The following is a 14738-nucleotide window of genomic DNA, read 5'->3' as shown; positions in this document are numbered from 1 at the left end:
TAATTTTTAATAGTTAATCATATGAAAAAAATAAGTATAATCGCAGTGTTGGCTTTATCGTTAGCTGCCTGCAACAACAAAGAATCACTAAACTCTGAGAGCGTGTTAAAACCCAGAGTTACAGCTAAGACCCCTTTGGATACCTATATATACAACAACTTCCAAAAGCCTTACAATATTATAGTAACCTATAACTATATCGATGCTGATTTCGAAATGGGTAAATACTTCTACCCCCCTACTGAAGCCAAAGTGCAACCGATGCTTGAAATCGTAAAAAAAGTATGGATTGATGCCTATTCCGAGGTAGCAGGACCTAACTTCATAAAAGAAGTAGCACCGCGCCAAATCTCCCTTATTGGAGGATACAACGTGAACCCCAGCGGTACCATTACTCTTGGTTTTGCCGATAGCGGTATGAAAATTACCCTTTTCAATGTCGACCAGCTCGACACCCACAATCACAGTGGCACACGCCAGTATTTCCATACCATCCAGCACGAGTATTGCCACATCATCAACCAGAAGAAACCTTATTCTTCTGAATATGGTAAGATTACCCCTTCTGGCTATACCGCCAACTGGTATAACGTGCGAGAAGCCGATGCTAACGCCGCTGGTTTTATCACCCCATATTCTATGTTGAATGACATTGAAGACTTTGCCGAGATGACTTCTGGGATGCTCAGTATGAGTAAAACCGCTTGGGACGCCAAAATAAACGCTATCAGTAGCGCGACTGGAAAAGAAGCTATTCGCAAGAAGGAAGCTTTTGTAGTTGCCTACTTCAAAAGCGAATGGGGTATCGATATCTATCAACTACAAGCTAAAGTAGAACAACAAATGCTATCTGTATTACAATAAAAAGTAGAACAATGAAAAAATTAATATACCTATTTGTAGGGGCTCTTACAATTTTTGCCTGCCAAAAGAACGAACCCGATGACCTTTTTGGCAAAAGCCCCTCTAAGCGCTTCGAAGAAAATCAAAGCGAACTCCGCAACGCCCTTACTTCCGCCTCTCAAGGCTGGAAACTTACCTACTTTACCAAAGAAGGCACCTTTGGAGGCTACCATTTCTTGATGAAGTTTACTCCTGAAGGTCTTGTAACAATGGTATCTGATTTCAATAGTAGTACAATCTCTCCTACCACCAGCAAGTACGAATTGCAACAAGGACAAGGAGTGAAACTCACCTTCACTACCAAAACCTATATCCACGAGCTATCTGATGCGATGCAAGGACAACGAGGAGCAGGTTATGCAGGTGAATATCAGTTCCTGTATTACGGTAAAGAAGACGATAAACTCAAATTCAAAACCCAGCGCAAATCTACCGAACAATTTGTGTACTTTGAGCCCGCTACAGCGCAAGATTGGACAGACATTAGCACTCTTTCAAGCAACCTCAATGCCTTGGCAGAGAATATCTCTAATTATTATATGGAGGTAACAGCTAATGGTACTACTATTCCCTATGAAATCGATATGCAAAACGGGAGTATAGGGGTAGCCCCACTTTCTAATGCCAATGATTTCTCACAAGTCTCAGTAGTGGCCACCAAAATAGGAGTAGCCTTTAAACCTGCTCTTACTATTCAAGGCAAAAACTTTACCGAGCTTATACGTGATAATAGTACCACCCCTCCTACCTATAAAGCTACCGTTGATGGCGTAACGGTAAAGGTGTACTATTCATTAGTACCTCCTGATGAATTTGTTACAGATGATTACCTAGTTATTCCTTCAAGATTAAATGCTTTTGTAATACTTCCTTCTACCTTAAAATCTCTTATGTCACGAGATTTTTATGATAATATCTTAAAAATCGATGGCGTTAAAGATTTTGAAATCTTTAGGATGGACTTTGGTAATGATGGAACTTGCACAATCCAAATAGCGTATAAATTTGATGGAAATAATAATTCATGGCTTTACCTTACCTGTAATTATGAATTAAGAAACAAACGCTTGTATTTAAAAAATCCAGGAGCCCTAAAAAAAACAAACGCTACTGTTTGGGAGAAAACTGAAAATGCAACTATTTTTGCAAAAGCTACAAATGCCATAACAAAAACAATACAAATAGCTGCAGAAGGATTTTATGTAGCAAATACAGGACGTACTTATTCAGGATACCCAATATACTCCTTACAAAGTCGTAATAATCCTACTTATATCGCTCCTTATCTCGTCTATAAAAGATAATTTAACAACTTTGTCAAAGTTTCTTGCCCGTGCGGCTCGCACCTTTGGCAAAGTTATTTAATCTCTAAAACTCTAACCTAAATGTACAAATTTATCCTTATAGTAGCTGTACTCCTGCTCATTACCCATATTTTCTATGAGCCTTCAGTAATAGCTATTACTGCCCTATTACTGCTTATTGTGCTATCTATTTGGAAAATAAAACATCCATAAAATAAACACCTTATGAAAAAGTTTACCCTACTCTTGATCGCTATGAGCCTCTCGTTCTGCTCTAAGAACGATGATAACACTCCTGAGCCCGACCCTATTGCTCCAATACAAAACCCTGCCCTGATGAAAGAACTTACTGCTTCTTCCGAAGGATGGAAACTTACTTATATCTCTGCTGACGACTCTTTTGGAGGCTATCAGTTCCTGATGAAGTTCGACACTCAAGGAAAAGTATCTATGCTCTCCGACCTCTGTGGCACTACTACCCCCACTATCAGTAGCTATAGCACCCAAGAAGAGGCACGTGGTTTGGTGCTCAGTTTTATAGGGCAGAATCAAATCCACCTGTTAGCCGATGCCTTGCAAGGGGAAATAGGCTATGCCCATACAGGAAAGATATATCAGTTTTTGTACACAGGTAAAGATGGTAACAAACTCAAATTTCAGAATCTACTTGTAAAAGGCAATTCTTTTATTTACTTTGAGCCTGCCACCTCTGCCGATTGGACACATACCCCTGCTTTGTACAAAAATATCACTCCGATAACGGAAAATGCAACTCATTATTATCTAAAAGTAAGCACCGGTACGGGCTCTCCTACTACTTACCCTATTCAGTTTACCAATAGAGTGTTGGCGCTGAAAGATACACAAAGTAAAGTAGCTGTTTTAGCAACTGAAAAAGGCGTTGCTTTCAATTGCACTTTCATTTTAGGAGGACAACCTTTTACCGAGTTGGAACGCATTGCAGGTAGTATGCCTCCGGTGTATAAGGCAACAGTAAATGGGGTTACTGCCGAACTTTTCTATTCCTCAGTACCTCCTAATTTCTTTGACAACGACGATTATAAAGATGTCAATACCACTATTGAAGGGTTTGCTCTTATAAGCCAAGCTTTCAAAAATAATGAATATATGAGTGAAGCCTTCTATGAAGATGTCTTAAAAGTCAATGCCTCTACCGACCTCTTTATGCTTAGAATAATGTTTGATGGCACTGATGATTGTAATATACAAATAGGACATCGATTCCCTGATAGTGGATTCTCTATACTACAAATCAGTTGTAAATACGAACTTAAAAACAAACGTTTATACTTAAAAGACAGTGATAAAAATTTGAGTACTAGCGATGCTAAAGCTTGGAGCGATGAGAAAAACAAGGCTATCTTAGAGCAAGCTAAACGTGCGTTAGGTGCCATCTACGACCTTGGTACACAGGGCTTCTATATTAAAAAATTAAATATAAAAGTTCAACCTCAAGAAGATAACCCCGTATATCTATTGCAAAGCTATGAATTTCCTTTGTACGCTTTCCCTATTTGGGGAGTACCTAAATAAGGGGTCAGTTATTGGACGGAGTCTGATTGGTCTGACAATTCTGACTTTCAATCCTTGAAAGCTTAAAAAACTAAATATAAAATGAAAAAGTTATTATTATCCCTGTTATTATGGGCTACTGTTAGCGCTTTTAGCCAAGAAAAAGAAACCGCTAAAGATAGTATTCCCTATTCTAAATGGTCATTCATACCCTCTGCCGGTATAGGTTTTGCCAAAATGGTAAGCAACGATTTTCAAACCTTCGGGATTTTTGAACACGGTCATTTACAAATACACTATTATCCCGAAAGAAACTTCCGTTTGGAAACAGGATTAGGAGTATCTCATTTTTCACAAGGAAACTTTAAAGAGAGTGAAAAAGAATACTCCCTGCTAAGGGTAGCCACCCTTGAAGTACCTGTGAGATTAGAAGTGCTTACTCCTGTAAATAACAATGTTTATCTCCTTACAGGTGGGGGATTACAGTTCAACGCTCCTATATGGCATCAGTTTAAAACTCAAGACGTAAACTACCAAAGCTCCACAGGAGGTACTCTCAACCTCTCTCTTCACCTCCTCGCTGGGATAGAAATCTACGCTACCGATAAAACCATACTCTCTATTTATGGAGAATACGGAGGCTCTTTTTGGCAAAAAGGGAACTATGTAACTCGCCATCAAGCTACTATTAACGTTGGTTACACTTATATATTCTGAAAAACGTCAGTTCTCACAGGTGCGAGCCACACGGGCAGGAGAAAATTAGCAAATGGGTAGTGATAAAAAAGGTTTTTCGGAAGGAAACGGATAAGAACGGAAGAGAGGATTCAGGTAAGAGGTAAAAGATAGGAGGTAAATTGGGTGCACTTAGCTTATAGAGAGCTTATAGGAAGCTTATACGAATCTTGGGCGATTGGTATGAAGGGTATGTAAATGGTTGATTCATACTGTAATACAACAATGCTAAAAATAGTAAAAACAGGGTTTCGAGACGAAAATAAGAGAAAGGATAAACGGCTTACTGAAGGTCTCGGAGAGACTCTGAGAAACTCGGAGGTGCGAGCTATAGGGTCGTAAAGAGGGGAGTATAGCGATATAAAAGAGGAAATAGTATTTGGTTATACCCGACTGATGTTAATCAAAAAGAGAGGGGAGACAGTTTACATAAACTGTCTCCCCTATTGTTATATAAAATAATAGCGATGGGATTTTTCTACTGTTTAAAATACTTCTCTAAACTCTACTTCTTTATCGGTTTTGTTTACGATGAGTATTTCAGAAGACTGGGCTGTATGACCTAAATCTTTACCTTCATCTATGGTATATTTCACCAAAATACCACCTGTAAGTGTGGTTTCTAAGGCTTTTACCACTATTTTTACTTCCTTATTGCTGGCAGGAGCCACGATAGCTAAAACGCTCTGTTTGCTGAAATCAATAGCGGTGGGGCGCGCTGTGATAGTAGTAGCACCTCCAAAGATACGGTCAAAATCAGCTTGTGAGTCGATTTTTAAAGTTTCTACTTTTGTATTTTGGAAAGTATTATTCACAAAATAGTTCTCAGCGGGAGTGTAACTCACAGCATTTTTGCTGTTGCCACAACTGGTGAGAAACGTTGCTATTACTGCCATACTTAGGATAAGTCTTTTCATTATTTGTGAGTTTTTAATGATAACCTGCTAACATATAGACAAAAACCGTGCCAAGGCTATAAAAGGTCACGTGCAATAAGGCGTTCCATACCCATTTTTTTTGCTACACGGTCACCTTGTAAACCGTGTAAAAAGACCCCTAAGCAAGTAGCTTCTACCGCACTATAACCCTGAGCCCGTAAGCCCGTAAGCATTCCAGTAAGCACATCGCCACTGCCCGCGGTTGCCATTCCTGCATTTCCAGTGGAATTTATCCAATACTTTTCTCCATCGGTTATCATCGTATAGGCTCCTTTAATAAGAAGTATTACTTTGTGCTCTTTGGCAAAGGCTTTGGCTTTGGTCAGCTTGTGCAGGTCGTCGTCCCACTTACCTATAAGACGCTCTAATTCCTTAGGGTGTGGCGTGAGAATTGCATTTTTTGGAAGGGTTTTTAATTGTTTTGGATGTTGAGCGAGGATATTCAGCGCATCGGCGTCCATTACAAAAGGAGTGTCAGGGTACTGCTGAAAAAGACCAAAGAGTGCTGAGGCGGTTTCGGGATGCGTACCCCAACCGATACCCACACCTACGGCAGAGGGCGTAAAAGGAATCTCTGCTGTCTTATAGTGTTTTTCTTCCTCACAGGTGAGTACCATCGCCTCAGGTAGGGCAGTTTGCAATATGTCATAACCACATTGGGGAATAGCAACGGTAAGCAGACCTGCCCCTGCGCGCAATACGGCTGTTCCGCTAAGCACTACTGCCCCTATTTTACCATAGCTCCCACCTACAAGCAACGCGTGCCCATAAGTACCCTTGTGCGAAAATTTAGCACGTCGTCGTTGTAATTGCTGTATATCGGATTCGAGATAGTAGAAATCCGGGTGAAGAGTCTTTAAAAAATGCTCGTCTAAACCTATGTTGAGCACTTCCCACTTACGGATATAGCAACCTGTGGAGGGAAGGAAGAAAGGCAATTTTGGGGTTTGAAAAGTGAGCACTTGGTGAGGGTGTACCCAAATCTCCTCGGGAGACGGAATACGTTCGGTAGGCAGACCCGAGGGCATATCTACACTTAATATATAGCTGTTAGAGTTATTTAAATTCCCAAATATTTGTTGTATCCATTTAGGAGCTGGACGGTTGAGTCCAATGCCAAAAACAGCATCTATCACTATCTTACCAAACGTAATATTATTTACTTGTTCGGCTCGTATTTCGGCAATTGCAATTCCTTGTGCTTCTAAGAGTTCTTTATTCTGCTGGCAATCGGGCGATAGGTGTTCGCTGAAACAAAGTAGATAAACATTCACTTGCCAACCATCAGCTATGAGCATACGCGCCAAAGCGAGACCATCTCCTCCGTTGTTCCCCGTACCTGCCAATACGGTAACAGTTCGCTCTTTAGGGAGGTGTTCTTTTATCCACTCAAAGAGTTTGGTTGCGGCACGCTCCATCAGTTGCCACGAAGTGATACCTTCAGCAGAGATAGTATGCGCATCAGCTTCGCGCATTTGTTGTGTGTTTAGAATTTTCATTTCTCTAAAGTAAAAAGATATTAGCTAATCAAAACATTTGCTCATCTACTAATCTGCTAATTTTTAAATTAAATTGCGTGTGTAACTCGCTTTTAATTCTTATCAGGTTTATAGAGTGATTGCTTAAAGAGCTCATCAGGTTTCATTGCTAAGATTTTCAACATAGATTCCTCTTTGTGATTTTTGGCATAGGCTTGTACTATGCGCAACCCTATAAATCTACCTATTTGTCCTGGTGATTCATTGTCTAATTCTAAGTAAAACTTGGAGAAGGGGGCTGGATACAAAAAGCGGGTGAGCAGTTTCTTATCTGTTTGATACAGCAATTCTTTTTCTATAAAATAACGCCATATCTCAGCTTCGTTTGCCTCAGCCCAAGCGTACTTCTTTGCATCATACCGCAAAAGGTCAGCGGGTGTTTTTTTGGGTAATAGCTCACTTTCTAGATAGAGCTTTTTGCCCTCGTAAATCATATTGTCCAAGAAAGTGAGGTGTATGCCACGAGGTACGAGTTTATCGGCAAAAGCATCAGCTACATCTATCACAAGGTTTTTCTTGTCTAAATCAGCCCTGATGTACTTATCCATATCTTGGTAGTATTTGTGTTGAGTTCCTAAGTAATTATCTGTACCGATAAGTAAGAGACTATCGGCATAAATCACTCGGGTTTCATAAGCTACCCTACTGATGAGCATTACTACCTTAGGTGGCTCAAACTTGGGGAAATAGTACTTAATATGCTGAAACAAGTTCTTAATCTCTTTCTTTTCAGCAGAAAGTGTACCTACACTCTTTTCAATTTCTCCGTACAAATCGGCATAATGTAGATTCGCAAAAGCAGGAATATCAGGGAAGATAGAACCCTTTCGTATCTCACACCACTCTTCGGGAGTAACGCTCTGAGTGAAAAAATAAGGATACTGTGCACTTAACTCACCCATTTTTGCGTCGGGAGTTTTCATAAAGAGCGAATCAAGACGTATCCAATCAAAGTCCATCGGAATTGCTGCTATTTCTTTCTCTTTTTTGTCGCTACAAGCCATTGCTAATAGCAGACTCGTAAAAATGAATATTTTCTTTATCATAGTATTTGTTATTAGTTGTTAGTTTTAGCTCTTAGATTATTGTCCAAATCGGCTATTATCCCACACCAAAAAACTGCATATCTGTTCTTCTTTGGGTGCAAAGATAAAGCAAATTTATCAATTTAACAATTAGTTGTCAGCCTTCAGCCTCCTATAACCAGTCCAGCTCGCACAGGTAACCACCTGTCGTACTGCAACCAATAATAAGAAAAGTCGTTCAGCAGCTTGCCAAACGACCTTTCTCAAATATTAACCCTCTAAAATTATTTCTTCTTTTTCTTCTCAAAATTCACCGCACACGAGTCGATTTCCGATACGCGCAAAGTGTTTACCATTCCCTTGCCTTGCATAGGCATCGATACGAGACTTATCATTATATCACCCATATCCACGTAGCCTTTTTCGTTGGCAATGTGGTTAATGTCTTCAATAAGCTCATCAGTAGAGACAAAGCGGTCGTAGTAGAAAGTAGTTACCCCCCACAAGAGGTTCAACTGGGTGAGGATACGCTTGTTGGCAGTAAAGATGAGAATGTGCGAATTAGGTCGGTACGACGAAATGCGGAAAGCAGCATACCCACTGTTTGTAAGTGAAGTAATTACTTTGGCATTGGTGTCGTTCGCCATCTTGGCTGCGTGAAAACAGATAGTGTTAGTTACATAGCGCAACGAACGGATAAAAGGTGTAACAAGTGGCACTTGTATCAAATTCGAATCCTCTACACTCTTGATGATGCGAGTCATTTGTTGGATTACTTGTACAGGGTATTTTCCTACCGAAGTTTCGCCTGAAAGCATTACCGCATCAGCACCGTCCATTACCGAGTTTCCTACGTCGTTTACCTCAGCACGGGTAGGTGTCAAGCTGGAAATCATACTTTCCATCATTTGGGTAGCGATGATTACCGGAATGTGGTGTGATTTAGCTTTGCGCACCAATTCTTTTTGGATAAGAGGTACTTCTTCCGCTGGGATTTCTACCCCAAGGTCACCACGGGCAACCATAATCCCATTACAAGCTGCCATAATCTTATCAATATTCACCAAGGCTTCTGGCTTTTCTATCTTGGCAATGATAGGAATTTCGTGACCTGCATTCTCTTTGATGAGGTCTTTTAAATCCTGAATGTCTTCAGGGTGACGCACAAACGATAGCGCAAACCAGTCTACGTCTTGTGTGATAGCAAAAAGGGCATCACGCACGTCTTTTTCGGTAAGCGCAGGGAGTGATATTTTGGTGTTAGGCAAGTTCACGCCCTTTTTAGATTTCAGCGGACCGCCTTGCACTACTACCGCTACTACCTCGTCTTCACGGTTGGTGGATTCTACTTCAAAGATGAGCTTCCCATCGTCTAATAAGATGCGCTCTCCTGGGTTCACGTCCATTGGGAAAGCTTTGTAGTTCATATATACGCGCTCTTTAGTTCCTACGAAGGGCTCTCCGGTAACAAAAGTAACTCGGTCACCTGGGTATACCGTAGCGTCGTCTTCCATTACCCCCACTCGCAATTTAGGACCTTGTAGGTCAGCGAGGATAGCTGTATGAAAGCCGTTTTCTTCGTTGATTTGGCGAATCATTTGCACGCGGTTGCGCACATCGTCGTAATCGGCGTGCGAGAAGTTGATGCGGAATACATTTACCCCTGCAACCATCATATCTCTTATCACCTCAGGACTCTCGGTCGCTGGACCTAAGGTCGCTACAATCTTTGTTTTCTTTGTATTTAACATTCTTGAAAAATCAATTTATATTTTTTATCTAGGGTATCAATTGCTATTTCTCGTGCGGTAGTGGCAGGCACTTCACGAAGCCGATTTAAAATTTTCGGTATATCCAGCCGCCCTTCAGTATCTATCTTCAAAAAGTAATCCACCTTCTTTTCGTTCTCAACCAAATATTGCACCTGTGGCAGTTCTTCAAAAAGGGTAACCACAGCGGTAGGAGCTTGTGTATCTTGCAGTTTGTTAGCTATACAATGCCAAGTAATATCCGTAGAGGTGTCGTCCCAAGTATAATAAGAAAACTGTTCTCCCGAAGGCATCGTCAAACAAGCCTTTCCTTTTGTCTTAGCCAACTGCAAATGTAGCGTTTTATTTAAAAAATACGCCAGCTGATAGTCTTCCAAATGGGTGTGAAGAGCGATAAGTTTATAATCGCAAAAAAACTCTGTCGATAGCTTCAGTTTTGCCATAACCACTCATTTCGGGTGCAAAGATACAAAACAATTCACAATTAGCAATTAACCATTGATAATTTTAACACGATAGCTTCTTCTACTATCAAAACCGCACTCCAAAGCTAAACCCTATCCCTCTATACTCCATCATCTCAGGAGCGTTAGGCTCAACTCTCCTTGATAAAACGATATGCTTTGTCTCTCAGATACTATAAGCTCGTAGCTTCTTCTTTTATTTCGGTGCAAAAATACAAAAATAACACACAATACCAAAAAACAATTTTTAAGATACATCTCACTAAACTTTGTTTTATCTTCGTTTTTCTTCTCGTTTATCACCTCCTAACCCTTCTCCTTCAACCATTCACTACCAACTACTTACACACCCTTTCTATACCAATCGTCCAAGATTCGTATAAGCTTCCTATAAGCTCTCTATAAGCTAACCACACCCTTCTTACACCCTTTTTTCATCAAAAATCCTCCCTCCCTTCTTCCGTTCTTTTCCGATATCTTCCGAATGCTTCTAACAGACCCAACACATCGCTTTTTTATCTCAAACTTTGCCAAAGTTTGAAACTTTGGCAAAGTTGAATAAACTGACAATCTTCATTTCCTCATTCTCTCATTTTCTAATTTGCTAATTTTTCCCCGCCTGTGTGGCTCACTCCACCCGTCGTGCTATAACTCTCTACTTAACAAATCCAAGAATATATATAACAAAAAGGCTATCCTAAAATAGGACAGCCTTTATTATATAACTTATACGGTTCGTACGCGCCTGTGTGGCTCACACGCTCGCACTATTTTACTCCGTGCATCATCGCTTGAAGTTTCTTGTTAAGGAGTATCATTCCTAAACCGCAGAGGATTACAAATCCTGAAACCGCAGCAAATACTACGCTTGCCCCAAGTTTCTCTACGTAAGAAGCAATCACTCCTCCTGCTGCATTGGCGAAGAAAGCAGCCATCATCCAAACACCCATCATAAGTCCTGCTAAACGCGGAGGTGAAAGTTTTGTAACCGTAGAAAGTCCTACGGGTGATAAGCACAACTCACCAATGGTATGAGTAAGGTAAGTAAGCACCAACCAAGCCAAGCTCGCTTTCACTGCTATATCTTTAGGGTCTACCCCTATGGAGCCACCGCGCTCGTAAACAGCACCAAGCATAAAGAAGAACCCTACCCCTAAGAGTATCATTCCCATTCCCATTTTAAACGGAGTAGTGAGACGTTGTCCCATTTTAGTACCCCAAAACGATGCAAATACCGGTGCTAATAATACAATGAACAATGGGTTTACTGATTGGAACCAAGCAGTAGGAATTTCAAAGCCCATCACCGTCCTGTTGATATAGTTATCGGTATAAAGGGTAAGCGAAGAGCCCGCTTGCTCAAATCCTGCAAAAAAGAAGATTGCAAAGAAGAAATAAATAAAGATAACAGCAATGCGTTCTTTTTCTTCTTTGGTAAGTGGTTTTTGCACTTCGGCTTCCGAAAGTTCTTGTACTTTTTTCTTACCACCTTTTGGTTGCAATCCAAGGTCGCCTAAGTATTTCTGTGCAAAGAAAATAAATATCAACTCTCCTATAAGCATACCGATAGCAGCTGCCAAGAATCCATATCTATAACCGTAAGACATTATTATTTGTCCTGTTTCTGGATTAATAACATTTTTGGCGAAAATATTATCAGTAAGAAATCCAGTAATGAGTGGTGCTAAGAAAGCTCCTAAGTTAATACCCATATAGAAAATCGAGAAAGCCGAGTCTAAACGTTTATCACCAGGTTCGTACAATCCCCCTACAAGGGCAGAGATATTTGGTTTGAAGAACCCATTACCAATAATAAGCAAGAAAAGCCCTAAATAAATTCCTAAGTGCGGGTATATATTAGGAAAAAAGGTCTGACGATCCAAAGCAAATAATACGAACTCACCGAAGAACATTATGAGCCCCCCTAACAATACTGCCCTGCGTTGTCCTAAAAAGTTATCGGCTATCCAACCGCCAATCAGTGGAGTGAAATAGGTAAGTCCTGTAGCAAAGCCATAAATAAGACTCGCTGTACTTTTGTCAAAGGCAAGGCCTCCTTCTAAGAAAGTTTTGGTGAGGTATAACATCAAAATACCACGCATTCCATAGTAACTGAAACGCTCCCACATACCTGTTAGGAACACCAAATAAAGCCCCTTAGGGTGCTTCTTTTTCGCATTTTCTACGTTTGTATCCATTTATTTAATAAATTAAAAAGTTTGTTTATAAATTTTCTATGATAAAATTCGTCATTTTTGTATATAACTGATAGCGTGTGCTACCTGTGTTGTCGTAAATACCGTGATTCTTATCGGGGTAAATTAACCAATCAAAATCTTTTTGCAAACTCACCAAGGTATTGATGAGCACCATTGCGTTTTGCACGTGTACATTGTCGTCGGCACTACCGTGAATGAGCAAGTATTTACCTTTGAGTTTGGCAGCGTGAAACAACGGTGAATTTTCGTCGTAACCCTTGGCGTTCTCTTGGGGGGTGCGCATAAAACGCTCGGTGTAAATAGTATCGTAAAAACGCCAATTGGTAACAGGGGCTACTGCTATCGCCATCTTGAATATATCGCCTTTTTGAAACAAACAGTTAGACGACATAAATCCGCCAAAACTCCAACCCCAAATACCTATTCTGCTCTTATCTATATAAGGATAAGCCCCTACGAGCTGAGCAACATCGGCTTGGTCTTCAACTTCGTATTTCCCTAATTGCTGATAGGTACATTTCTTAAAATCTGCTCCTTTGTAACCTGTGCCTCTGCCGTCTACACATAGCACTATATAACCTTTTTGGGTGAGCATTGCGTGCCAAAAGTCGTTCATATCCCACCACTGGTCGGCTACCTCTTGTGAGCCTGGTCCTGAGTATTGGTACATCAAGAGCGGATATTGCTTTTTAGGGTCGAAATCCTTAGGTTTGAGCATATAAGCGTTGAAAGTACCCTTAGCAGTTTTCAGTTCCATAAACTCTTTTTCGGGCAAATTATAGGCTTTCAATCGTTGGGCGTATTCGGCATTGGTAACGATTTCTTTGAGTTGCTTTCCACTTTTGGTATCGTTTAACGTATAGCGTGGAGGCGTAGTGGCATTGGCAAAAGCGTGGATATACATAGAAAAATCCCCACTGAATGTGCCTTTGTTTGTTCCTGCCTCAGTAGAAAGTGCGCGAGGAGCTTTGCCTTTGAGGTTTACCGCATAGAGCCCTCGGCGGGTAGAGCCCGTCTGGGTAGATTGGTAGAACAACTGTTGGGTTTTAGGATCATAACCATAGCAATCGGTTACTTCCCAGTTACCACGCGTGAGCTGGCGTACTAATTTTCCTTTGGCATTGCAGTAGTAAAAATGGTTATTTCCATCTTTCTCCGATTGATAAATAAAACTATTATCGGGTAAAAATAGTATCTCCTTGTTGATGCTTACATAAGTCGTGCTGGTTTCCTTCACTAAGGAAGTCGTCGCCTTCGTCTGGCTATCCACTTGTAAAAGTTGCCAATCGTTTTGGTGGCGATTGAGAGTTTGTACCGTCAGCTTATGAGGGTCGTTTGTCCATTGCAAACGTGGTATATAATAGGCTTTCAAGGGTATTTCAGCCACCGATTTATCAGCCACAGTATAGATATGCAAACTCACCGCCGAATTAGCTTCCCCTGCTTTGGGATATTTGAAAGTATAAGGTGTAGGATAAAGGTCGTAACCGTAGATGTCCATTGAAAACTCAGGTACTTTGCGCTCATCCGAACGTATAAATGCTAATTGTGTACCATCAGCATTCCAAGCAAACAATCGCACAATCCCAAACTCTTCTTCATACACCCAATCAGCAGTACCGTTAATGATAGCGTTCTTCTGTCCGTCAGTAGTGATTTGGGTTTCCGCACCCGTCGTAAGGTCGTATAAATACAAGTTGTTTTCGTATACAAAAGCCAATTGCTTACCATTAGGCGAAAAAGAGGGGACTTGTATGCGCTTGTCGCTCACTTTTTTAAGGTTGCCAGAAGCGAGGTCGTACAGAAAATAACCGGCTATAAACGAATGTCGGTAGATATCTTCTTTTCGGGTAGCGATGAGGAGTTTTTTCTCATCGGGAGAAAACTCATAGCTCTCAATCCTATTCACCCTTTCATTAGTTTCAAAGAGTGTTTGTACTTTGCTGAGTGTTGCAAAGTCGTAAAGGTTAATTTCCTGAATGTGTTTGTCACGGTTATATTCGAGCACTGTATATTGCGGGGTTTTCTTCAGTGCCTTCAAGTTGTACATACGTTCGGGGTAAAAAGCGTGTTGCGTCCAGATATTCTCTAAAGAAATAGACTGTGCAGATAACAAGTAAAAGCTAAGAAATAAAGCCAACAAAAGCTGGGTATGTAAGTATTGGTGCACTCTATTGCGTCTAAATACAGCCACCTTTTGTAATTCATAATTCGCCATTTCTAATTAGTCTTTTGTCATTTATCATTAACCTCTAACCATTGATTATTAATTTCGCGGTCAATATTAGTCAATATTTTTGATATAGAAGC

General features: G+C 40.6%; 12 protein-coding genes. 5 read left to right on the top strand and 7 right to left on the bottom strand.

Translation table 11 applies throughout. The features are described 5' to 3' along the window. The first annotated feature begins 21 nt into the window (after positions 1-21). The 5 genes from HMPREF1528_RS02270 (at position 22) to HMPREF1528_RS02255 (ending at position 4457) form a co-directional block, all read left to right on the top strand. Positions 22-864, top strand: coding sequence for a putative zinc-binding metallopeptidase (locus HMPREF1528_RS02270; RefSeq protein WP_009410818.1), 843 nt, complete (start codon positions 22-24; stop codon positions 862-864). A gap of 11 nt (positions 865-875) precedes the next feature. Beyond that, the gene (locus HMPREF1528_RS02265; RefSeq protein ID WP_016478472.1) at positions 876-2207 is read left to right on the top strand and encodes a DUF4302 domain-containing protein; all 1332 of its coding nucleotides are present in this window, start codon (positions 876-878) and stop codon (positions 2205-2207) included. Positions 2208-2288: 81 nt separating this feature from the next. Then, complete coding sequence (locus HMPREF1528_RS13055) at positions 2289-2420, top strand: hypothetical protein (RefSeq protein ID WP_016478471.1); 132 nt, start codon at positions 2289-2291, stop codon at positions 2418-2420. 12 nt (positions 2421-2432) lie between these two features. Further along, a complete protein-coding gene (locus HMPREF1528_RS02260) occupies positions 2433-3761 on the top strand; it encodes a DUF4302 domain-containing protein (RefSeq protein WP_016478470.1) in 1329 nt (442 codons plus the stop codon). Positions 3762-3842: 81 nt separating this feature from the next. After that, positions 3843-4457, top strand: coding sequence for an outer membrane beta-barrel protein (locus HMPREF1528_RS02255; RefSeq protein ID WP_016478469.1), 615 nt, complete (start codon positions 3843-3845; stop codon positions 4455-4457). Between the two features lie 503 nt (positions 4458-4960). Here the strand turns inward: HMPREF1528_RS02255 and HMPREF1528_RS02250 are convergent. The 7 genes from HMPREF1528_RS02250 to HMPREF1528_RS02220 all read right to left on the bottom strand — a co-directional run bounded on the left by HMPREF1528_RS02250 (position 4961) and on the right by HMPREF1528_RS02220 (position 14646). Then, positions 4961-5392, bottom strand: coding sequence for a hypothetical protein (locus HMPREF1528_RS02250; protein WP_016478468.1), 432 nt, complete (start codon positions 5390-5392; stop codon positions 4961-4963). A 56-nt stretch (positions 5393-5448) separates the two neighbouring features. Then, on the bottom strand, positions 5449-6912 hold the full coding sequence (locus HMPREF1528_RS02245) for a bifunctional ADP-dependent NAD(P)H-hydrate dehydratase/NAD(P)H-hydrate epimerase (protein WP_034567769.1): 1464 nt from the start codon (positions 6910-6912) through the stop codon (positions 5449-5451). A 92-nt stretch (positions 6913-7004) separates the two neighbouring features. Further along, positions 7005-7997, bottom strand: a complete 993-nt coding sequence (locus HMPREF1528_RS02240; protein WP_016478466.1) for a hypothetical protein — start codon at positions 7995-7997, stop codon at positions 7005-7007. A 263-nt stretch (positions 7998-8260) separates the two neighbouring features. Further along, the gene (gene pyk / locus HMPREF1528_RS02235) at positions 8261-9727 is read right to left on the bottom strand and encodes a pyruvate kinase (RefSeq protein ID WP_009419067.1); all 1467 of its coding nucleotides are present in this window, start codon (positions 9725-9727) and stop codon (positions 8261-8263) included. Then, positions 9721-10188, bottom strand: coding sequence for an IPExxxVDY family protein (locus HMPREF1528_RS02230; RefSeq protein WP_009419066.1), 468 nt, complete (start codon positions 10186-10188; stop codon positions 9721-9723). The genes pyk and HMPREF1528_RS02230 overlap by 7 nt, the downstream gene beginning before the upstream one ends. A gap of 788 nt (positions 10189-10976) precedes the next feature. Further along, positions 10977-12407 (bottom strand): peptide MFS transporter, encoded by a 1431-nt coding sequence (locus HMPREF1528_RS02225; RefSeq protein WP_016478465.1) that lies wholly within the window; start codon positions 12405-12407, stop codon positions 10977-10979. Positions 12408-12432: 25 nt separating this feature from the next. After that, positions 12433-14646, bottom strand: a complete 2214-nt coding sequence (locus HMPREF1528_RS02220; RefSeq protein WP_016478464.1) for a S9 family peptidase — start codon at positions 14644-14646, stop codon at positions 12433-12435. Between the last annotated feature and the right edge of the window lie 92 nt (positions 14647-14738).

The sequence above is a fragment of the Capnocytophaga sp. oral taxon 336 str. F0502 genome, from assembly GCF_000411575.1.
GTDB lineage: Bacteria > Bacteroidota > Bacteroidia > Flavobacteriales > Flavobacteriaceae > Capnocytophaga > Capnocytophaga ochracea.
Note: the sequence above shows the minus strand (reverse complement) of the source record. Positions and strands in the feature narration are given on the sequence as shown.

Excerpts from the sequence above, each read along its gene's own strand:
- HMPREF1528_RS02270 (WP_009410818.1), top strand. The coding sequence starts at position 22 with ATGAAAAAAATAAGTATAATCGCAGTGTTGGCTTTATCGTTAGCTGCC.
- HMPREF1528_RS02265 (WP_016478472.1), top strand. The coding sequence starts at position 876 with ATGAAAAAATTAATATACCTATTTGTAGGGGCTCTTACAATTTTTGCC.
- HMPREF1528_RS13055 (WP_016478471.1), top strand. The coding sequence starts at position 2,289 with ATGTACAAATTTATCCTTATAGTAGCTGTACTCCTGCTCATTACCCAT.
- HMPREF1528_RS02260 (WP_016478470.1), top strand. The coding sequence starts at position 2,433 with ATGAAAAAGTTTACCCTACTCTTGATCGCTATGAGCCTCTCGTTCTGC.
- HMPREF1528_RS02255 (WP_016478469.1), top strand. The coding sequence starts at position 3,843 with ATGAAAAAGTTATTATTATCCCTGTTATTATGGGCTACTGTTAGCGCT.
- HMPREF1528_RS02250 (WP_016478468.1), bottom strand. The coding sequence starts at position 5,392 with ATGAAAAGACTTATCCTAAGTATGGCAGTAATAGCAACGTTTCTCACC.
- HMPREF1528_RS02245 (WP_034567769.1), bottom strand. The coding sequence starts at position 6,912 with ATGAAAATTCTAAACACACAACAAATGCGCGAAGCTGATGCGCATACT.
- HMPREF1528_RS02240 (WP_016478466.1), bottom strand. The coding sequence starts at position 7,997 with ATGATAAAGAAAATATTCATTTTTACGAGTCTGCTATTAGCAATGGCT.
- pyk (WP_009419067.1), bottom strand. The coding sequence starts at position 9,727 with ATGTTAAATACAAAGAAAACAAAGATTGTAGCGACCTTAGGTCCAGCG.
- HMPREF1528_RS02230 (WP_009419066.1), bottom strand. The coding sequence starts at position 10,188 with ATGGCAAAACTGAAGCTATCGACAGAGTTTTTTTGCGATTATAAACTT.
- HMPREF1528_RS02225 (WP_016478465.1), bottom strand. The coding sequence starts at position 12,407 with ATGGATACAAACGTAGAAAATGCGAAAAAGAAGCACCCTAAGGGGCTT.
- HMPREF1528_RS02220 (WP_016478464.1), bottom strand. The coding sequence starts at position 14,646 with ATGGCGAATTATGAATTACAAAAGGTGGCTGTATTTAGACGCAATAGA.